The 18,124-nt window shown below is 66.4% G+C and carries 20 protein-coding genes; 8 read left to right on the forward strand and 12 right to left on the reverse strand.

Features of this window, described 5'->3' with window-relative positions; translation table 11 throughout:
* Nucleotides 1-88: 88 nt before the first annotated feature.
* The gene (locus tag RHOSA_RS0114895; protein ID WP_027289298.1) at nucleotides 89-676 is read right to left on the reverse strand and encodes an exopolysaccharide biosynthesis protein; all 588 of its coding nucleotides are present in this window, start codon (nucleotides 674-676) and stop codon (nucleotides 89-91) included.
* Nucleotides 677-1,175: 499 nt separating this feature from the next.
* Here RHOSA_RS0114895 and RHOSA_RS22815 point away from each other — a divergent pair, with 499 nt between their 5' ends.
* Nucleotides 1,176-1,886: a LuxR C-terminal-related transcriptional regulator gene (locus tag RHOSA_RS22815; protein ID WP_051432188.1), complete on the forward strand. Its 711-nt coding sequence runs from the start codon at nucleotides 1,176-1,178 to the stop codon at nucleotides 1,884-1,886.
* Between the two features lie 301 nt (nucleotides 1,887-2,187).
* Here RHOSA_RS22815 and RHOSA_RS0114905 read toward each other — a convergent pair whose 3' ends face one another.
* The 3 genes from RHOSA_RS0114905 to RHOSA_RS0114915 all read right to left on the reverse strand — a co-directional run bounded on the left by RHOSA_RS0114905 (nucleotide 2,188) and on the right by RHOSA_RS0114915 (nucleotide 4,535).
* Nucleotides 2,188-2,595 (reverse strand): hypothetical protein, encoded by a 408-nt coding sequence (locus RHOSA_RS0114905; protein WP_027289299.1) that lies wholly within the window; start codon nucleotides 2,593-2,595, stop codon nucleotides 2,188-2,190.
* Nucleotides 2,596-2,784: 189 nt separating this feature from the next.
* Nucleotides 2,785-3,690: a class I SAM-dependent methyltransferase gene (locus RHOSA_RS0114910; RefSeq protein WP_027289300.1), complete on the reverse strand. Its 906-nt coding sequence runs from the start codon at nucleotides 3,688-3,690 to the stop codon at nucleotides 2,785-2,787.
* Nucleotides 3,687-4,535, reverse strand: coding sequence for a TrmH family RNA methyltransferase (locus RHOSA_RS0114915; RefSeq protein ID WP_051432189.1), 849 nt, complete (start codon nucleotides 4,533-4,535; stop codon nucleotides 3,687-3,689). Before RHOSA_RS0114915 ends, RHOSA_RS0114910 begins: the two co-directional genes overlap by 4 nt.
* A 136-nt stretch (nucleotides 4,536-4,671) precedes the next feature.
* Between RHOSA_RS0114915 and RHOSA_RS0114920 the strand changes: the two genes are divergently transcribed.
* Nucleotides 4,672-5,664 carry a zinc-dependent alcohol dehydrogenase family protein gene (locus RHOSA_RS0114920; protein WP_027289302.1) on the forward strand — a complete coding sequence of 331 codons (993 nt, stop codon included), beginning with the start codon at nucleotides 4,672-4,674 and terminating at the stop codon, nucleotides 5,662-5,664.
* 60 nt (nucleotides 5,665-5,724) lie between these two features.
* Here RHOSA_RS0114920 and RHOSA_RS0114925 read toward each other — a convergent pair whose 3' ends face one another.
* Nucleotides 5,725-6,564, reverse strand: a complete 840-nt coding sequence (locus RHOSA_RS0114925; protein ID WP_027289303.1) for an EamA family transporter — start codon at nucleotides 6,562-6,564, stop codon at nucleotides 5,725-5,727.
* A gap of 195 nt (nucleotides 6,565-6,759) precedes the next feature.
* On the opposite strand from RHOSA_RS0114925, the gene RHOSA_RS0114930 reads away from it, so the two are divergent.
* A complete protein-coding gene (locus RHOSA_RS0114930) occupies nucleotides 6,760-7,614 on the forward strand; it encodes a LysR family transcriptional regulator (RefSeq protein ID WP_027289304.1) in 855 nt (284 codons plus the stop codon).
* Nucleotides 7,615-7,679: 65 nt separating this feature from the next.
* Here RHOSA_RS0114930 and RHOSA_RS0114935 read toward each other — a convergent pair whose 3' ends face one another.
* From RHOSA_RS0114935 to RHOSA_RS24830, 4 genes are all read right to left on the reverse strand, one after another.
* Nucleotides 7,680-8,123, reverse strand: coding sequence for a hypothetical protein (locus RHOSA_RS0114935; RefSeq protein WP_027289305.1), 444 nt, complete (start codon nucleotides 8,121-8,123; stop codon nucleotides 7,680-7,682).
* The gene (locus RHOSA_RS0114940; RefSeq protein WP_037256443.1) at nucleotides 8,124-9,497 is read right to left on the reverse strand and encodes an ABC1 kinase family protein; all 1,374 of its coding nucleotides are present in this window, start codon (nucleotides 9,495-9,497) and stop codon (nucleotides 8,124-8,126) included. It lies immediately after the preceding gene.
* A 164-nt stretch (nucleotides 9,498-9,661) separates the two neighbouring features.
* A complete protein-coding gene (locus tag RHOSA_RS0114945; RefSeq protein ID WP_037256445.1) occupies nucleotides 9,662-10,087 on the reverse strand; it encodes a c-type cytochrome in 426 nt (141 codons plus the stop codon).
* 54 nt (nucleotides 10,088-10,141) lie between these two features.
* Complete coding sequence (locus tag RHOSA_RS24830; RefSeq protein WP_169816636.1) at nucleotides 10,142-10,510, reverse strand: PilZ domain-containing protein; 369 nt, start codon at nucleotides 10,508-10,510, stop codon at nucleotides 10,142-10,144.
* Nucleotides 10,511-10,700: 190 nt separating this feature from the next.
* On the opposite strand from RHOSA_RS24830, the gene RHOSA_RS25555 reads away from it, so the two are divergent.
* From RHOSA_RS25555 to RHOSA_RS0114970, 4 genes are all read left to right on the forward strand, one after another.
* Nucleotides 10,701-10,901, forward strand: a complete 201-nt coding sequence (locus tag RHOSA_RS25555; RefSeq protein WP_200371965.1) for a hypothetical protein — start codon at nucleotides 10,701-10,703, stop codon at nucleotides 10,899-10,901.
* A 272-nt stretch (nucleotides 10,902-11,173) separates the two neighbouring features.
* Nucleotides 11,174-11,869 carry a hypothetical protein gene (locus tag RHOSA_RS0114960; protein WP_027289309.1) on the forward strand — a complete coding sequence of 232 codons (696 nt, stop codon included), beginning with the start codon at nucleotides 11,174-11,176 and terminating at the stop codon, nucleotides 11,867-11,869.
* 190 nt (nucleotides 11,870-12,059) lie between these two features.
* A complete protein-coding gene (locus RHOSA_RS0114965; RefSeq protein WP_027289310.1) occupies nucleotides 12,060-12,446 on the forward strand; it encodes a hypothetical protein in 387 nt (128 codons plus the stop codon).
* The gene (locus RHOSA_RS0114970; RefSeq protein ID WP_027289311.1) at nucleotides 12,446-13,879 is read left to right on the forward strand and encodes a dipeptidase; all 1,434 of its coding nucleotides are present in this window, start codon (nucleotides 12,446-12,448) and stop codon (nucleotides 13,877-13,879) included. Before RHOSA_RS0114965 ends, RHOSA_RS0114970 begins: the two co-directional genes overlap by 1 nt.
* Before the next feature lie 60 nt (nucleotides 13,880-13,939).
* Here the strand turns inward: RHOSA_RS0114970 and RHOSA_RS22820 are convergent, their stop codons facing one another.
* The 3 genes from RHOSA_RS22820 to RHOSA_RS0114985 are packed head-to-tail and all read right to left on the reverse strand — an operon-like array spanning nucleotide 13,940 to nucleotide 17,296.
* Nucleotides 13,940-14,176: a superinfection immunity protein gene (locus tag RHOSA_RS22820; RefSeq protein ID WP_037256448.1), complete on the reverse strand. Its 237-nt coding sequence runs from the start codon at nucleotides 14,174-14,176 to the stop codon at nucleotides 13,940-13,942.
* A 51-nt stretch (nucleotides 14,177-14,227) separates the two neighbouring features.
* Nucleotides 14,228-16,621, reverse strand: coding sequence for an MMPL family transporter (locus RHOSA_RS0114980; RefSeq protein ID WP_027289312.1), 2,394 nt, complete (start codon nucleotides 16,619-16,621; stop codon nucleotides 14,228-14,230).
* A 6-nt stretch (nucleotides 16,622-16,627) separates the two neighbouring features.
* A complete protein-coding gene (locus RHOSA_RS0114985; protein ID WP_027289313.1) occupies nucleotides 16,628-17,296 on the reverse strand; it encodes a LolA family protein in 669 nt (222 codons plus the stop codon).
* 328 nt (nucleotides 17,297-17,624) lie between these two features.
* Between RHOSA_RS0114985 and RHOSA_RS0114990 the strand changes: the two genes are divergently transcribed.
* Nucleotides 17,625-18,062, forward strand: a complete 438-nt coding sequence (locus RHOSA_RS0114990) for a hypothetical protein (RefSeq protein WP_027289314.1) — start codon at nucleotides 17,625-17,627, stop codon at nucleotides 18,060-18,062.
* The last annotated feature ends 62 nt before the right edge of the window (nucleotides 18,063-18,124 follow it).

Below are 18,124 nucleotides of genomic sequence, written 5' to 3' on the forward strand. Positions count from 1 at the left end.
CTCTATCGCCTTTTATTCCCTAAATGGCCAATCCGGTGAGCCCGACACCGCGATCTCTGGAGCCCTCAATGGAGCCGCTCAGAGGGAGTTAAATCAGAAGGCCGACTTCGATGACCCCCCAGAGTGCAGCTGCACTGACGGCGAGTGAGAGTAAGGAAACGGCGATGGCGATCGCCAGGATCAGGCCGTCTTCTTCCAAGAAAGCGAAGGCCAGCAGCATGATCGCAGCGATCGGCAACAAATGGCTGAACGGCACCGGGATCAGCAGCGTTGCGCCGAGCAGAAACGCGATCAGTCCGACCACGCGCTTCCTGGTTTCAAACGGCGTGTTCCAGCGCGGTCTAACGGCGCGTTCGATCCAGCGGAGGGTCGGCGTCACCCGGGCAATCAAACGGCCAAGACGTCGCGTGGAAAACCGGCGGTGCGCGACGCGCGCTGGGAGGACGGGCTCGTCGCGACCGAGCATCATCTGAATCGCCGGTATCGCCAGCAGAACCCCCGCGAAGGTGGAGACGCCCGGCAGCAGACCGACCAGCCCGATGAGCAGCATCACGATGCCGAACGAACGCTCGCTCAGGCGTCCGATAATCCACCCGAGAGTCACCTCGTCGGACGTGGCGTCCCGGGCGAGTTTGTCCAGGATCTCAGATGTCGGCACTCGCTCGGAGAGACCCATGCCCCATATATAGCACAAGCAGTAACGGACCGCGCGCATGTGCGATCAGCCAAGCCGCGTGAGAGTAATGACCGGTGCGAAACGCTACGGCATGGGGGTGCGATTATGCGCAGGCTACCCCGGTCCGACCTTGTTGTATCCGGCCCGTTGCCCCCTTCTCAGCCCGCCGAACGATCAGCATTCACAGGACGCAGCGGGGATTCACCAAAAGGAGTTTGGATATAGAACTTCTGCGGGGCATGACGGAAAGGAGTATGATTCCTTTGTTAGCCAAAAAACATCAATGACGAAATCAAGCGAACGTTTCATTCTTTTTAGGTAGTGTGATGTGCGCGCGGAATCGGTAAAACAAAAATCCAACACCGAACTTGGGAAGCCCATCGGGGAACACGGTGGTGCTGACGAGACGGGTACGTTCACAGCCGGTTGATTAAAGACCGATCGGGTCAGGTCGCAGATCAAAAAGAACCGGCCAACCCGCCCATGGGGATATGCCGCTATGACCGAGATTAATGCCTACGTTATCGATGCCAATCGCCTATCGCGCGAAGGACTCATCGCCATTCTAAGTCGCGGCGACCTGACAGTTGCAAAAGAAGCCTCCACGCTCGATGAGTTGCGTACACAGGGCTCCGAAGACGCCGAGCCCAACCTGATCCTGATCGACTGCGGTCACGATCCGGAAGTTGCCCGCCGCAATCTCGACCAGCTGCGCGGCTGGTATCCGACGTCCAAGATCGTCGTCCTCAGCGCCAGTGAGGATCCAACCTTCCTCGTTGCTTGCTTCAGCGCTCCGATCGACGGACTGGTCTCGAAGAACGTCTCCTCAAGCGCCCTGCTGAAGTCGCTCCATCTAGTCATGGCGGGCGAGCGGGTTTTCCCCTCGCAGCTGGTCACCATGCTGCTGGCCGGCGGCGCCAGTGCAGCCGTCTCGTCCCCGAAACTGCAGGCGGGCTCGCCGTCGCTCTCGGAACGGGAAACGCAGATCCTGCAGTGCCTGGTCGCCGGCGACAGCAATAAGGCGATCGCCAACCGCCTGCACGTCACCGAGGCGACCGTAAAGGTCCATCTCAAGAGCATCCTGCGCAAGATTCAGGTCCGCAACCGCACGCAGGCCGCGATTTGGGCGCTCAACCGGGGCATGAACGCAGGCGAAATCAACATCGATCCCAAGAACCTCAGCACGGACCACGGCCAAACGCTACGGTAAGACGTTATCAGCCGGGCACAAACGCACCGAACCGGCAGAGTCCGTCGATTAAACTCGAACAATGATAAAAGCACCCGGGGACGGTCAGAACCGCTACCCATGAGGGCAACGATCCTCAGGTAGCCGTTCTGGTCGTCTTTTTTTGGTGGCTACATGGTGTGCCGACCGACCGTCCCCCTTCGCGCCGCGCAATCGCGCAGCCGAGTGACTGTGGCATAGGAACAAAAAGGCGACCACCCATGGGATGGCCGCCAGATCAGCTCAGGGAAACGACAAAGCGGCGCCAAGCAGCCAGGCGCGATTAGACCAACCGCAGCGCGACCGGGCGACTGTTGCCGGCAAACGCCAAGACCGTCCGACTGCGGCGGATCGGCAGGCTCTCATAGCACCGACCGGCATAGACGCGGGACATCGCCATCTCGCGCGTTGCCGGACTGGCGAATTCGGGATCAGGACGGGGCCAGCCATCGTCCTCGTCCGGCTGCCCCTCGACGGCGGGCACGGAGGGCCGGACCCGGCAGACCGTCCAGTTCCGTGGACGCAACCACAGATCGCTGCCGTCCCGGGCCTGCACCACGCCACCATCGAAGCAGCTCTGCGCGGCTTGGCGCCATGCTCCGTTGTGATCTGGCCCTTCCACGACGAACATCATCGTCGCCGGAAGGTCCCGGCTGCCCAGCGGTCGGCAATAGACTTCGTAGTTCTGCATCTATCCATCCCCCGCACCACGGCGACCCCGCCAGGAGTCCGACCGTTTTCTACGCGAACGTGAGGAGGATAGAATGCGCGCTTGGCGTAATTTTGGCACTTGCGCAGGAGCACTAACCCCTTCGTTCGCGTGGGTCCTACGCCGGGGGCGCGTGGCTCTACGCCAGGGGAAGGAGCGGGCCGTACGCGCTCACTCCGCCTGCCAGCGCGCGAAGATGGCACTGACCAAAGTACGACCCGCCTGATCGCACACGCCCATCTCGCCGCTTTCCAGCATACCTGCGCGTTCGGCAAGCGCTTCCGCCAGCCCGTAGTGCAGGGACGTGCTGGACATCCGGATCGCGTAGACGGTGGCGACCAGGAACAGCGCGTCCTCGCTCAGCACCTGGGTGGCGAGTTGCAGCAGTTCGGGCAGCCCCTCGTAGAGCTGCCAGACCTCCCCCTTGGTGCCCCGGCCGTACTTGGGCGGGTCGAGCAGCACACCGTCGTAGGTGCGCCCGCGCTTGACCTCGCGGCGCAGGAACTTGACCGCATCGTCGGCGATCCAGCGGATCGGGGCGTCCTGCAGGCCAGCGAGCTCCTGGTTGCGGTTGGCCCAGGTGATCGCCTTCTTGGACGCATCCAGATGGGTCACGTCCGCCCCTGCCCGCGCGGCGATCAGGCTGGCGACGCCGGTATAGGCGAACAGGTTAAGCACACGCACGGGCCGCCCCGCGGCGGTGCGCGCCTCGATCAGTGGCCGGAACCAGTCCCACTGCGCGGCCTGCTCGACGAACACGCCCAGATGCCGAAAGGGGGTGAAGCGCGCCTCGAACGCCACATCGGCGTAACGCATCGGCCAGGCCTGCGCGGGCGCCCCGTTGAACCCCCAGCGGCTGGCGCTGTCGTCGGTGCCTTCGAACCAGGCGTCGGCGGCCTGCCAGATCTCGTCCGCAAGCGCCGGCTGCCAGATCGCCTGCGGCTCCGGGCGAATCACGGTGTGATCGGCGTAGCGCTCCAGCTTGCGCCCGGCGCCGGAGTCCAGCAGCGCGTAGTCCTCCCAGCCGTCGGCCGTCGTTAGCAGCGGCAGGCGATGGGTCAAGTTGACACCACTCATTCCTGCCCTCCCGACCGGCGGCGGTCCTGGTTCAGCACCTCGTAAAGCATCACCGAGGCGGCGATCGAGACGTTCAACGAATCGGCGCGCCCACGCATCGGGATCAGCACCAGCTCGTCGCAGCCGGCCTCGTACTCGGCCGGCAGGCCGGATTGCTCGTTACCCATGAACACGAAGGTCGGCCGCGGGTAGGTCACCTGCTGATAATCGCGGGTCGCCTTCAGCGAAGTGCCGACCAGCATCCCGCCCTGGCGCGCGCGCCAAGCCTGGAAGGTCTGGAAATCCGTGTGCACCAGCCGCTGGCAGAACAGCGAACCCATCGAGGCGCGCACCCCCTCGATCGAATAGGGGTCGCAGCACTGGTCCAGCAGGATCGCCCCCGCCCCGCCGACCGCATCCAGGGTGCGCAGGATCGTCCCCAGGTTACCGGGGTCGCGGATGCCCTCCAGCACCGCCCAGCAGCGATCGCCCGTCGCGTCGACCGTCTCCAGCCGTTCCCAGCGCTGCGGCAAGACGCCGACCGCGCCTTGCGGATTGTCCTTGCGGGCGATCTTGGCGAGCACCGGTTCGCTCACCTCCAGCACGCTGCCGCCGTTATCGAGCGTGTGCGCGACCAGCCGCGCACCGACCCGGTGGTCACGCATTTCGGGCAGCACGACCAGCGTCTCGATCGCGTGCCCCTGATCGATCGCCTCGGCCAGGATGCGCAGCCCCTCGGCCAGGAAGCGGCCCTCGGACTCGCGGTGCTTCTTCTGGTGTAGCGCGCGGATCGCCTTGACCTGGGTGTTGCCCGGGCTGGTGATCCGCTTGATGGCACGGTCTTGGGAATTGGGTTCGACGGACATGACGCGCGCATTCCTTCCGCGAAAGGCAGCAGGGCGTCAAGGCGATGTGTCCGCCTTTCGGCCCCACCCTTGCCAGGGATGACCTCGGCTCACACGTGTCGGCGCGGAAATCACATTCGATTCAGGAGACTCCGCAATGCGCGCCCAGACCCTCACCGCCTTCGGCGGTCCCGATGCCTTCAAGCTGGCCGAAGTCGACGATCCCCGACAGCCCGGCGAAGGCGAAGTGCTGATCAAGCTCGCCGCGGCCAGCGTCAACCCGGTCGACACCAAGCTGCGCGGCGGCGGCCGCGAGATCGCGCCGGAACCGCCCACCGTGCTGGGCTGCGACGGCGCCGGCACGGTGGTCGCGGTCGGCCCAGGCGTCAGCCGGTTCCAGGAAGGCGATACGGTGTTCGGCTGCATGGGCGGCGTGAAGGGCCATGGCGGCACCTACGCCGAGTACATCCTGGCCGACCAGCGCCTGATCGCCCCCAAGCCAAGCACGCTCGACATGCGTGAGGCCGCGGCCCTGCCATTGGTCACGATCACGGCCGCGGAGGCGCTGCAACGCTGCCACGTGGGCGAAGGCACACGGGTCCTGATCCGTGGCGGTGCCGGCGGTGTCGGCCACGTCGCGATCCAGCTTGCCAAGGCCCGCGGCGCGTATGTCGTCGCCACGGTCTCCAACCCGGAAAAAGCAGAAATGGCCCATCAACTGGGCGCCGACGCCGCGCCGAACTACCACCAGCTGTCGATGGATGCGATCGTTCAGGAGCAGACGGACGGGGCCGGTTTCGACGTGGTGCTCGACGCCACCGGACGCGACGATTTGTCGGGCGCCTTCGCGTTCGCCAAGGTCAACGGCCAGATCGCCGCCATCGTGACGACCTACACCACCGACCTGTCGCAGATGCACGCCAAGGGACTGTCGCTGCACGCGGTGTTCATGCTGCTGCCGATGCTGACCGGCCAGGGCAAGGAAGCCCATACCGAGATCCTGGAAAACGCCCGCGCGCTTGCCGAAGACGGCCGGCTACGCCCGCACCTGGACGTCGAACACTTCACTCTGAAGACCGTGCCAAAGGCGCACGAACGGCTGGAAAGCGGCAAGGCCGTCGGCAAGGTCGTGATCGACATCGACGTGTAAGCAGGAACGCCGATCACCCTGACCCCGGCCCGGGCGCGCTTGTGTCCGGGCCGGATCGCCTCAGAATTTCATCAGTACCACGCCAGCGGCGATCAGGCCCGTCGATGCCCATCGCCAGCCGCTCACGGATTCGCGAAGGATGAAAAACGCGATCAGCGTCGCGAACAGGATGCTGCTCTCGCGCAATGCCGCGACCAGGGCGATCGGCGCCCGAGTGAAAGCCCAGACGGCGATCCAATAGGAACCGAACGACATCGCCCCGGCAGTGGCACCTCCCCTCCAACTCGGTCGCAGTGCCAGAAAAGCCGCATGGCCACGCGTTGCCAGCACATACACGACCATCACGCAGGCATCGCCGATGACCATCCAGAAAATGAAACCGGATGGGGTTCCGGCGACACGGGCACCGACACCGTCGACCAGGGTATAGCTGGCCGTGAACCCGGCTGTCACGAGTGCGAAGGCCAGCGCCCGCCCACCCATCCATCCCGACACGGCCCCTTTTACCGCCATCAACAGAACACCCGCCGAGATCGCGCAGACCGCAACCAGAGCCGCCATATCGAAGTGCGCGCCCAGAGCCACGACGGAAAAGAGCGTCACCAACAGCGGCGCGGTCCCGCGCGTGACCGGATAAGCCTGACTCAGATCTGCATGAGCGTAGGCCTGAATCAGAAATAGCTTGTAGCTCGCATGCAGTGCCGCGGCTCCAGCGATCCACGGCCAGGCGTCCAGGTGCGGCGGGGGGACGAAGGGCAGCAGCGAAAGCGCGATGACCGCCTGGGCCAGGGCGAGCAGCAACATGGTCGAGACGCGATCCAGGCTGACTTTCACGGTCGAGTTCCAGCCAGCGTGCAAAAGCGCGGCCAGAAGTACCGCCGCAAAGACCTGATTCTCCAAGAACCTGTCTCCGGAAAAGCGCCGCGATCCCTAGAGACCTGGCTTCAGGCATACCGGCGCGGGGGCCGGTTGCATGGACCTGGCCGGTCCCTGGAGCCGGGAGGGAGGCGATTTCATGTGTGCCACTCTCTTATCGGCGATACGATTCCAGCAGAAAAACGATCTTTCCTGACGCGATAAGTGAGTATTTCGCACATGAAGAGAGGCGCTTTACCACTGAACGCACTCCGGGCCTTCGAGGCCACCATGCGACATGGTCAGATGCGCCTCGCCGCCGAGGAGCTTGGTGTGACCTACGGGGCCGTCAGCCGCCAGGTGCGCGGTCTCGAGCAAACGCTCGGCGTGCCCCTGTTCGAAGGTCCGCGCAACCGGCTGACACCTTCGCGTGCGGCGGTCGACCTCCACCCTGCCTTGCAGGAGGCCTTCGACGGTATCGAAGCGGCGGTCGCCCGACTGGTCGACCGGGACCGCCGCGTCCTGGACGTCTCCTGTCTGGGGACGCTGACGATGCGCTGGCTGATTCCGCGCCTGTTCGGGTTTCACGCGGAGCACCCCGGCGTCGAGGTCCGGCTTTCCGCCGACGATGGCCCGGTCGACTTCGCGCGACAATCTCTCGATGTCGCGATCCGTGTCGGACACGGCCCTTGGACCGAGGGCGAGGTGATCGAGCTGTTCCCGGACAAGGTCGGTCCGGTGCTCAGCCCGATGCTGGCAGAGCGTGTCGAAGACCCCCTACGCGATGCTCCGGCGCTGCACACCAAAACCCGGCCTGCAGCCTGGCAAGACTGGTGTCGAAGCCAGGATCTCCCGGCCCCCGAAGGCGGCCGCGAATTCGAGCATTTCTACTTCATGCTGGAGGCCGCAACGGCCGGGCTGGGGGTTGCGATCGCCCCCGAGGTCCTGGTTCGGGACGACCTGGCGGCGGGCCGTCTGAGGGCCCCTTTCGGCTTCGAGCCAAGCGGGCAGACCTATGTCGCTCTGGCGCCCAAGCGGCCGGGTCGTGAAACGCTGGCTTTCCTGGACTGGCTGGCACGAAGCCGCGCCGTTTGAGCCCGCCACCGCGATGATGCCCCCATGGCGGCCACAGCTTCGGTCAGCGGATAAACGGGTGCGACTCACGCCTGCCGCGGGATCAGCTCCGTCGCCTTGGGCGACAGCAGCGCCAGGATCTCCAAACACTCGCGGAACAGGGCACGGTCCGGAGAGTCGGTGGCGAGCAGGGTGAGGGCGGTCTTGAACAGGCCGTGGCCGACCGCCTCCACCTGCCCGTTCTCGGTCATCTGACGCTTGTCCTCGGCCAGTTCGTCGAGATAGCCGCGACGCGCGTCGAGCGGCTGGGCGAGGAATCCATCGACCCCGCCATAGCGGGCCTGGAACGCGCTCACCGCGCTCTTCACGCCATAACCTGCCGACAGCTGGGTGAGGATGTCGCTCGCTGCGACCTCCTGCACCGCCGCGCGGAACCGCTCGACAAAATCGCGCCGACTCTCGGCAGCGGGATCGGGGGCGGCCTCAGCCGGCGGGCCACCGCGCACACGCTTCAACAAACGCCCCAGCATCTAGACCAGGCTGCGCTGACTGGCGTCGACCGCCGGATGGCCGTGGCGGGACAGCAGGTCGGCCTGGCGCTGCTCGACGACGTCCCGGTCGAAGTCTTCGATCATGGCGTTGAACATACGGTGCCAGTTGACCCGTGCGTCAAGGCGCAAGGCCAGCGCACCCAATCCGACGCTGGCCCGGTCCATGAAGACGAACTCGCTCGGCAACTCGATCCCGCCGGCTTCCGAGAGCTTCTTGCGCACCTCGGACAGACGCGTACGCCCTTCCGAAACGTGCTCGCGATGGCCAATCGGGCGGTCGCTGTCGTCCAGCAACGGCGCGTAGACGAAGCGCGCCCACTCATTCAGGACCTCCATCAGACCGTGGGTCAGTTTGCCGAACCCCCAACAGCGGTAGGCATAGGCCGCCTTCTCCTGGTCGTCGTCGCGCAGCGCCTCGTACAGCCGGATCACCCCCTCAACGAAGCTCGCGGGAAAGACACGCACGCAGCCGAAATCCAGCAGGTTGATCGCGTTGTCCGGGCGGATCGTGTAGTTGCCGAAATGCGGGTCGCCGTGGATCACCGCATAGCTGTAGAGTGGCCGATACCAGAGCTGGAACACGTTCATCGCGATCCCATTGCGCGTCTCCTGGTCATAAGCCTCGAGGTCGAACGCGGCCGTGATCGGCTCGCCATGCAGCCAGTCGGCGGTCAGCAGACGGTCGGTCGATAACTCGGCGACCGGCTCAGGGACGTGCACGTTGGGCTCGTCCGACAGCATCTCGCGGTACATGGCCATCCGACGGTATTCGAGGGTGTAGTCGAGTTCCTCCAGGATGCGCGCCTTCAGTTCCTCGACAATTCGACCGGTGCGGATCGAGCCCTCGTAACGCTCGAACAGCGCCATCATCCAGCCGGCTTGCTTCAGGTCGGATTCCACCGTCTCGGACATGCTCGGATATTGCAGCTTGCAGGCGACCTCACGTCCGTCGTGCAGCGTCGCCCGGTGCACCTGCCCCAGCGACGCCGCCGCAGCCGGCTCCAGCGAAAACTCGGCGAAGCGCTTGCGCCAGCCTGCGCCCAGTTCGTTCGTCATCCGTCGCTTGACGAAGGGACGGCCCATCGGCGGGGCGTTCGACTGCAGCTCCGAGAGCTCGCGGGCGTATTCCGGCGGCAGCAGTTCAGGGATCGAAGCCAGGAGCTGAGCAAACTTCACCATCGGCCCCCGCAGGCTGCCCAGCGCCTCCTTCAACGCCTGCGCCTGACGGTCGCGGTCGCCGGTGAAGCCGATCGAGGAGCGCAGACCGTTCCACAGCAGCGAGCCGGCGGTGGTGCCGATCTTCAGGTTCCGGCGCGTGCCGGTGAGCGTCTCTTCGGAGGTGATGTCGCTCATCTGCGCTGCCCTTTGTCCGATTGCGGCTGGCGTCACCTCGAAGCCAGGAAGCGTGGAACGTGTGAGAAGATGCTGCCCGGCCACGTTGGATCGCCCAAGATGGCGCCTGCGGTTCTGCTCTCAGCGCCACCCCGTTCTGCCCGACAGACGGATAGGCTGCGGGCTTATTCTGCGAGGTGGTGCAGATAGGCGATCAGGTCCACCCGGTCTTGCGGGATCTTCAGGCCGTCGTATTGCTTGCGTTGCCCCGGGAACATCGCCTGCGGGTCGCTCAGGTAGCGGTTCAGGCGCTCGGGCGTCCAAGCCCCCTCGGCCTGCTTCAAGGCCTTGGAATAACGCCGGTAGCCCTGGGCCGTACCGACGGTCCGGCCAATCACGCCGTACAAACTGGGCCCGACCTGATGCGATCCCGGAACAGCGTCGTGGCAAGGCTGGCAGGCCCGTTGAAACACCTCGCGCCCATGCTGCGGATCGCCGGGCTCTTGTGCACGTGCCGGCCCGGCTGGCGTCGAGATCGCGACAGCCAGCAGACCACACGCCAGCGCCTGCACCGGCACACGATGACGTGACAGGGTCGGAAAGACGCACATAGCCCACAGCCTGCGACGGTACGGAAATGACTGCAAGGCCGTACGATACCCCGGTTAATCCGGCGGTACCACACCGGGGAAACGGGCACGCACGTCGGCCGGGTCGATCAGGAAACGCAGTCCTGCGCGGTCACCTTCCTGCCAGACCACCTCTGCCGGAACGGAACCGGACGCGCGCACGCTCAACGTCACCCGTTCGCCCGGCGTCACCACGCTCAACAGGTCAGGGTCGCGGCCGATCAGTTTCTCGTTCAGCATCAGCTTCGCCCCGCCGGCGGAGATATCCACCACCGTACAGGTAACCTCACCATCGACCCCGTCGGCCATCAGCGTGGCGCCCCAAAGCACCCGCGAGCGACGATGCGCCCGCCGATCCTGTCTCGAGAGGGTGCCGCCCGCTTTAGGCTCGTTGTCATCGTGCACGCTCTCGCTCCCAACCCGCCCTTGGTGCTGACAGCAGCCTGAAGAATTGTGCGTGGACAGGTGTAAGCAGGACGTTAACGCGCAGGGCCATCGACGAGGGCCGCCGGTCATTCTTTACCAGCCGCTAACCCTTTCCAGCCGACAGTTGACGGTGCTCCACTACTCCGCAGCCTCTTCGAGAAAGCAGCTCATGCAACGCTTAAGCGACAAGATCATCGCGGCCCACGAACAAGCCTGTACCCAGGGCAAGGCCGAGGTCGCCCATCACCTTCTTCAGGCCCTTGAAGCCGAACTGTCTGCCATCGGCGGCCCGGCACAGGACACGCGTGAGATCGACGAAGCCGTGGAAGCAGCGTTCCAGCGCCAACAAGCTTTAACATCGGCGTCCTGAACGCAGCCGGGCACCATCTGGCTGCCTATATTCCGGTTGATTCCGGATCTTGCGGAACCTTTCGCGGCCGTTCGCACGTTTAGTGGGTTGGCGATCATGCCTGCCTGCGCCACTGTTATCGAAGGCCTGTGTCCCAACGACGGGACCGGCAGGCCCGGCGGCGCGAACGACGCACGCGGCGTCCAGATGCCTGGAGGCCGCGAAGTCCGGCGCCTTGGTCGGCACGCGATGTGTGCGCCGACCGGGCGGTCAGTGAAGGAGCGCAAGACCCAATGACGGAACAGCCGCATACCGAACGCCTGATCGAGCATGTCGAACTGGTGCGCAGCCGCGGCGACCCCGCACAGATGAAGTTGTGCGTCATGTCCCTGGTCGCCCGCTTGGCCCAGGAAGCCCACGGCGACCAGCCACGCTGCGCCTCGCCGGTGATCGCGGCCTTCGCGCGGGCGGTGAACGACGCCATGGACCGCCAGACACGCCAGCGCCTGCGCCCCTTCGCCCCGCGCATCGTGGGCACGGCGGATCGGCTGGACGACCAGCGGCAGGCACTCTTGCACGCGGCGCTGATCGAGATGCTGCTGCCGGCCATCGTGACCGACCTGCAGGCCAGCGCACGGACCCAGGACCAAGCTCAGGCCGCCGAATTAACGGCCGAACTGACCGGTCAGCTAACCCACGGCGATGACGTGGAGCAACTGCGCATCGCCCAGGACATCGAGTGGGACCGTGCAGCCTTGATCTGGCCTCTACGCAACGCGCTCACCGCGCGGCGGGACGGCGATGGCGTGCAGCAGGCGGAGTCGGTCGCCCGTGTCCTGATCGCCGCCGTTGCCTGTGTGGCGCGGCCAACCCGGCGGAACTGGTACTGGGACCGCGCAGTCGAGCTGCTGGACCAGCTATGTGACGTCGCCGAGGACGCCCCGGTCACGCCGGTCGCGCAAGATACACGTCCCACGGCCCTGGCCTGAACTGGCCTCGACTGGCGCTTTCGGTGAGCCGGCCATTTTCGGGCGCGCAGACGCGTTGGCCGGCTCGCCAGCCTTGCCTCTTTACGTTACGGTCCGCCCAGTAGCCGGACGCGGGCCGCAGCGATTCTCCGACTCTGCGGCCCGCCCTGCCTGTTCGCGAGCGCGACCACAATGGAAGGGTAGAACCGCCATGGCCCCGCGACTTCCCACGACCGCCGCGCCCGGCGCGGCGACCACGACGCCCGTGCGCCGACAGGGAGATGACCAGCGGCTGTGCGACATCCGCACGGCCTCGCACAAGGTTTGGAACAGCAAGCGCCTGCACGGCTGGCGGGGCAACGACGTGTTCGTCGGCCACGCCACCCGCCCGGTCCAGGACGAGTCCCTGATGGGCCCCGAGATCAGCTGGTGCGAGTGGCACTGCGCGGGCCAGTGGGACATCTGCTACGGCGCTGACGTGCCCCGCACCGGCCGCGAGATGTATTTCAGCTTCTCCAATGCCGCGGACGCCAAGGCATTCGATGCCTGGCGGGAGCAGCGCCGCCGCGAGCGCGAAGGCCGGGAGGACGATATCTGATGAGCGACGGCGTGAGCACGCGGCTGCAGCCGGTGCTGGACCATCTGAACGCAGATTTCGACAACGCGCTGAAGCGCTGGCAGGACTTCCTGCGCATTCCCAGCGTTTCGACCGATCCAGCCTACAACGACAAGGCGCGCGAGGCCGGCCAGTGGCTGGTCGACCAACTGACCGAGATCGGCTTCACGGCCGAGTTGCGCGACACCACCGGCCATCCGATGGTGGTTGCCCACCACCCCGGCCCCGGAGACGCCAGCGGCGCGCCGCACCTGCTGTACTACGGCCACTACGACGTGCAGCCGCCCGATCCGGTGGAACTGTGGGACAGCGGGCCGTTCGACCCGCAGATCGTCGATGGTCCACGCGGCCGGCGGATGGTCGCCCGCGGCGCGGTCGACGATAAGGGCCAGTTGATGACCTTCGTCGAGGCGTTCCGTGCCTGGCAGGCGGTGCACGGCACGCTTCCCGTCGCGGTGACAGCTTTCTTCGAAGGCGAGGAGGAAACCGGTAGCCCCTCGCTGGTGCCCTTCCTGAAGGCAAACGCCGAAGAGCTGCAGGCCGACGTCGCCGTGGTCTCCGACACCGGCAGTTGGGACGTCGACACGCCGGCGATCACCACGCAGCTGCGCGGCATGCTGTACACGGAAGTGACGGTAACCGGACCCAGCCACGACCTGCACTCCGGCCTCTATGGCGGCGTGGCGCCGAACCCCGCGAACGCCCTGACGCGCGTTCTGGGCGAACTGCACGATGCCCAGGGGCGCATCCAGATTCCCGGCTTCTACGACGCCGTGGCCGATCCGGATGCCGAGACCCTGCGCCAATGGCACGAGCTTGGCCTGGACGAAGAAGCTGTCCTGGGAGGAATCGGCGTGCCCGCCTCCAGCGGCGAGCAGGACCGCCCTTTCCTGGAGCGCCTATGGTCGCGCCCCACGGCCGACATCAACGGTATCTGGGGCGGCTACACCGGCGCGGGCTCGAAGACCGTGATCCCGTCACAAGCCGCTGCCAAAATCAGCTTCCGCCTGGTGCCCGACCAGGACCCAGATGCCGTGCTGGCCGGCTTCCGCACCTTCATCGCCGAGCGGCTGCATCCGGGCTGCAGCTTCGAGTTGCATACCCACAACGGGTCGCCTGCGATCAAGGTGCCGACCGACAGCCCCTACCTGCAGGCCGCACGCGATGCCCTGGCCGACGTTTATGGCAAAACCCCCGTCAACATCGGCTCCGGCGGCTCGATCCCGGTGGTGGGCGAGTTCAAGGACGTCCTGAGCATCGACACGCTGCTGATGGGCTTCGGGCTGGACGACGACCGCATGCACAGCCCGAACGAGAAATTCGAGTTGGCCTGCTTCGACAACGGCATGAAAGCGCATGCCGCCCTGCTCGAGCGGATGCGCACCCTCGCCGCCCAACGCGATGCCGCGGAATAGGTAGAGCCCCCAAGCTCTGCCCAAGAAAGCCCCGGCGGATACCGCCGGGGCTTTCTTGCTTTACGCGCCCGGATGCTCGCCGTCGTTCTGTTGATACTGCGTTTTCGGGGCATAGCGGTAGTTCGGACCGGTCATCGACCAGACCAGCGCGATCACCCAGCCCACAACCGTCCAGCCGAAAGCGATATTGATGGCAAGGATCGCCATCGCTTTCGGGTGTCCGCGCCAGACCGCCAGGGTAAGCGGCACGAAATACAGCACGACGAGTACCAGCAGCGTCCAGCCACCCAGATCCATGGTTCTTCTACCTCGCTCGTGCGCCCGCCAAGTCAGGCGCTACCATGTCCATCATCCAACGCCTCCGGCCCGCCGACCGTCACGGCCGGTGAAGATCAGGCCGAACAGCAGCGACAGCGCCGCACCGACCGCCACCGTGGTGCCCAACTGCGCCAGCATCGGAAACTCAGCGCCGGCCAGGATGGCGAACACGGCCGTGGAGGTGATCGCGCAGATCACCACCGACCGCCGGGCATCGCGGCCATGGATATCGCCCTCCTCGCCCTTCTCGGCGTCGCCGGGGCGTTCGGATTCCGCCGCCTCGCGCAGGAAGATGGCATAGTCCAGGCCAAGCCCGGCAACCACCATCAAGCCCAGCAGGTGAAACACCGTAATCGAGGTGCCAGCGGCCACCAACACACCGGCCGTCACCAGTACCGAAACGACGACGGCCCCGCTGACCAGCACCACCGGCCGTGCCCGGCGTAGACCGATCCAAAGCGCGAGCGCGGCCAGCAACCCACCAAAACCGATCCAGGTCAGGGTCTCGGTCCGATAGCCGCGCAGCAGGTCCTCGGTCTCGGCTTTCAGATCCAGCAGCCGCACGCCTGGAACCTGCGTCTTGGCGAGCGCCTGCTCCAGCCGCGCGGGATCGCGCAGTCCCCGGATAAAAGCGAAGCCCCGCGCACCATCCTGGGTGTCGACCAACAGATTGGCGACCCGGCTGCGCAACGCCGTGTGTTGCAGGTCGCCGGGCAGGACCGGACCGGCCTGCTTAGCCGTCGTCAGGTCGTCGACAAACGGATCGAAAGTGCCGGGCTCGAACGGCAGACCATCGGTCGCCTGCGCCAGCCGGTCCTCCAGCACCTCGCGTGCCGGCAAGGCAGCCAGCCGCTCGGTCTGCCGGTCGCGGCTCGGCAGGTACCGGGCCAGCGTATCGAAGCCGGCCAACACACCGGCCTCGCGCAGACTCCGTAGGGTCGGCAGCAGCGCCTCCCCGCGCTCCAGCACCTGTTGCGCGTCACCTCCCTGGATCGCCACCAAAAAGCGCGGATTGGTCGCCGCCAGATCCGCCCGCAACGCCTTATCCGTCGCCTTAAGCTCCTGCGGGGTAGGCGACAGCGCGCGCAAGTCCGCTTCCCACAAGGCATCGCCCTTGGCGCTCATCAGCGCCAGGCAAGCCAAGGCCAGCACGAGCGCAGGCCAGCGCAGCCGGGCACTTTTATGGTGCCAGGGCGCGATCCAATCCCACACACGCCGGGCCGGCGGCAATTCAATCGGTTGCGCCGTCCAGGGCAACGCGTAACGCGTCACCAGTGCTGCCACGACCAGCGCCACCAGGGTGAACAAACCGAGCTGCGCCACCCCGGGGAAGGAGGAGAAAACCAGCGGGACGAAACCGATTGCGGTGGTCGCCACGCCCAGGCGCAGCGCCGGCCAAATCCGCCGCGCGGTCGCCCAGGGACCATACCGGGGACGGGTGTGCGCGAACAGGTGCAGCGGGTAATCGACCGTGACGCCCACCAGCGTCGCCCCGAAGCCCAACGTGGTGACGTGCACCGAGCCAAACACCCCGGCCACCGCCGCCGCCCCCGCGCCAAAGCCGGCGATCAGCGGCACCGCCGCGGCCAATACGACAGACAGGCGAGAGAAGGCGAGCAGCAGCACGGCCCCGACCACCGGCAGCGACAGGGCGAGCAGCCGGCCGGTCTCCGCGTTCACCGCCGCGCGGCCCTTGACGGTGATCACCGGCGGGCCAGCGGTGGTCAGGTGGATCGGGCCGTGCTCAGCTTCAACGGCCGCCTTGGCATCGTCGAGCGCGGCCACGACGGCCCGCTGCTGGGCAACATCGAAGCCCTCGCGTTCGGACAGGGCGACCAGCACGGCACGCGCGCCTTCCTGGCCGATCCAGACGCCGTTCTGCTTGCGCGGGCCACCGCTGTCGCGCCACAGCTGCGCCACCTCGAGCGTGCGCAGCGTGGGATCGTCGGCCATCAGGTCCTCGATCACCGGCGAGCCCAGGCCGCGCAGCTCCAGCAGCAGCTCTTCCAGCTTCTGCGACAGCCCCTCGGCGGTGTAGTCGGCGGGGTCGAGCGGCGGGTTCAGGCGGTAGCGAAACGTCCGGAAGGGGTCGAGCGCACCGGCGTCGAGCGCGAAGCTGCCGTTGATCACCTGGGCGTAATAGCCGGTGTCCATCAGCGCCGCCTTGTAGGCGCGCGACAGGGTGGCCAGGCGCTCCGGCGTCGCCGTACCGTCGCCCGGCTCAAGCGCGATCAGCACCGTGCGCCCGGCCGGACCGGAGCGCAGGGCCTGGTTCATGATCGCGAGATCCTCGCTCTGCTGATCCGGCAGCAGAACCGTCAGATCGGCGCGCAGCGGCAGCAAGGCGAACACCCCGGCCGTTGCCGCCAGCAGCAACGCGACCAGCGCCCCCGCCCGGACGAACGCCTGGATTCCGGCACGCACCCTGCCCTAGGCCCCGGGCCGCAAATGGATGATCCGTCGGCCGCCGTCGCGCAGGCGCACGTCGATCGTGCGCACCTGGCAGGGCGTGTTCCCGCCATCGCCAACCAGGCCGGGCGCGCCCTGTCCATCGATATCGATATGGGACAAGGTGTAGCCCACATCATCGCCACGCGGATTCAGGCGCATGTCCCAAGCCCCGGCGGCGGCACCGTCGGGATCGGCGGACAAGCTCACCTTGAACCCGCCCTGAAGGGCCGCCGCATCGCCCTTGAGCAGGGCCCGGACTGCGTCGAAGGTCGCTTTCAGACCCGGACGTTCAGAGAGGTCGAAGGTGGCGACCTCGTTGCCCGAGGCGTCGAACACGCTCATCCGGTCCCCCTCGACGACCGCGCGCTCGCGCCGCGGCTCCTCGACGATCTTCTCTAGCCGGCGCGGCGGGACGTAGATCAACCGGCCGGTGCTCTCCAACATCTCGTCGACGCTGGTGACCAGCCGCTCCTCCCGGAACGGGACCTCGACGCGCCCGTCCTTGGCAAGGCAGCGCGCCAGTGCGTCCAGGTCTGGGCCCCCGTCCTGTGCGTGCGCCGGCACGGTTGCGCCCAGCAGCGCTCCAGCCGCCAGCCCGCCTGCCAGCAGCGCGCCCGCCAGCCGGCACGACAATGTCGATGCGATCAATGGAAACTCCCTGATGCGCTGGCCCGGACAGCACCACGCCCGGGCTCGCCAAACCGCATCCAAAGTGTGGGGTTCGGGGCCCGGATGTCTAGGGGCAAGCCGCACGCACCGCTACGCGCCTCGCGTCCAGAGCCTGACGGGAACGCCCCCTCTCGTGTCGTTAGACGCGAGCCGGCCATGGCCAACGCCACTAACGGGCGTGACCTTTCAGGAAAATCAGCTATCCTGCTGTTAAGAGGCAAAAGCGCCGGGTTCGAACCGACCTTCAGGAAGATTGCGTCCGAGATCAGCATACACCTGACATCCGCACCATCAGGGGAATGACAGCATGAACCGACGCAGCTTCGTTCTCGCCGGCGCCGGTACGACCGCCGCCGTCACCTTGTCGGGGGCGGCGATTACCGGGCTTGGCGCCCAAACGAGCATACACACCACGCCGCGCACACCGGGCCTCCTGGCCCGCCGACTGGCCAAGAAAGGCGGCACGGGACGCGCGGTGACCCTGACCGGCTGGGCCACGCCCGCGGCTGATGGACCCGGCCATTACATCGTGGTTAGCGAGGACGGCCCAGTCGCCGATCCCGCGCACGATCAACCGGCTGCCTGGCCATCACACGCGGTGCGCGTCTACCCGACCAATGGTCCGGTTCAGGACGTCTCCGGACCGGTCAAGGTGACGGGGCAACTGTTCACGGGGCGCTTCAGCGACCTTCCGACCGGACGGGCTGCCAGCCGGGTCATGGTCGGTACGGTGAGTGCCGCCTAAGCAACAGCCTGAATGGCAAGCCCCCGGCGTCCGTCTGGCGGACGCAGTCTGCTGGAGGAAGG

It is taken from the genome of Rhodovibrio salinarum DSM 9154 (genome assembly GCF_000515255.1).
GTDB lineage: Bacteria > Pseudomonadota > Alphaproteobacteria > Kiloniellales > Rhodovibrionaceae > Rhodovibrio > Rhodovibrio salinarum.

Coding starts and splice junctions, on each gene's coding strand:
- RHOSA_RS0114945 (WP_037256445.1), bottom strand. CDS start 10,087: ATGTGCGTCTTTCCGACCCTGTCACGTCATCGTGTGCCGGTGCAGGCG.
- RHOSA_RS0114970 (WP_027289311.1), top strand. CDS start 12,446: ATGAGCGACGGCGTGAGCACGCGGCTGCAGCCGGTGCTGGACCATCTG.
- RHOSA_RS0114915 (WP_051432189.1), bottom strand. CDS start 4,535: ATGTCCGTCGAACCCAATTCCCAAGACCGTGCCATCAAGCGGATCACC.
- RHOSA_RS0114930 (WP_027289304.1), top strand. CDS start 6,760: ATGAAGAGAGGCGCTTTACCACTGAACGCACTCCGGGCCTTCGAGGCC.
- RHOSA_RS0114905 (WP_027289299.1), bottom strand. CDS start 2,595: ATGCAGAACTACGAAGTCTATTGCCGACCGCTGGGCAGCCGGGACCTT.
- RHOSA_RS0114920 (WP_027289302.1), top strand. CDS start 4,672: ATGCGCGCCCAGACCCTCACCGCCTTCGGCGGTCCCGATGCCTTCAAG.
- RHOSA_RS0114910 (WP_027289300.1), bottom strand. CDS start 3,690: ATGAGTGGTGTCAACTTGACCCATCGCCTGCCGCTGCTAACGACGGCC.
- RHOSA_RS0114935 (WP_027289305.1), bottom strand. CDS start 8,123: ATGCTGGGGCGTTTGTTGAAGCGTGTGCGCGGTGGCCCGCCGGCTGAG.
- RHOSA_RS0114965 (WP_027289310.1), top strand. CDS start 12,060: ATGGCCCCGCGACTTCCCACGACCGCCGCGCCCGGCGCGGCGACCACG.
- RHOSA_RS25555 (WP_200371965.1), top strand. CDS start 10,701: ATGCAACGCTTAAGCGACAAGATCATCGCGGCCCACGAACAAGCCTGT.
- RHOSA_RS0114940 (WP_037256443.1), bottom strand. CDS start 9,497: ATGAGCGACATCACCTCCGAAGAGACGCTCACCGGCACGCGCCGGAAC.
- RHOSA_RS0114895 (WP_027289298.1), bottom strand. CDS start 676: ATGGGTCTCTCCGAGCGAGTGCCGACATCTGAGATCCTGGACAAACTC.
- RHOSA_RS22815 (WP_051432188.1), top strand. CDS start 1,176: ATGACCGAGATTAATGCCTACGTTATCGATGCCAATCGCCTATCGCGC.
- RHOSA_RS0114990 (WP_027289314.1), top strand. CDS start 17,625: ATGAACCGACGCAGCTTCGTTCTCGCCGGCGCCGGTACGACCGCCGCC.
- RHOSA_RS0114960 (WP_027289309.1), top strand. CDS start 11,174: ATGACGGAACAGCCGCATACCGAACGCCTGATCGAGCATGTCGAACTG.
- RHOSA_RS22820 (WP_037256448.1), bottom strand. CDS start 14,176: ATGGATCTGGGTGGCTGGACGCTGCTGGTACTCGTCGTGCTGTATTTC.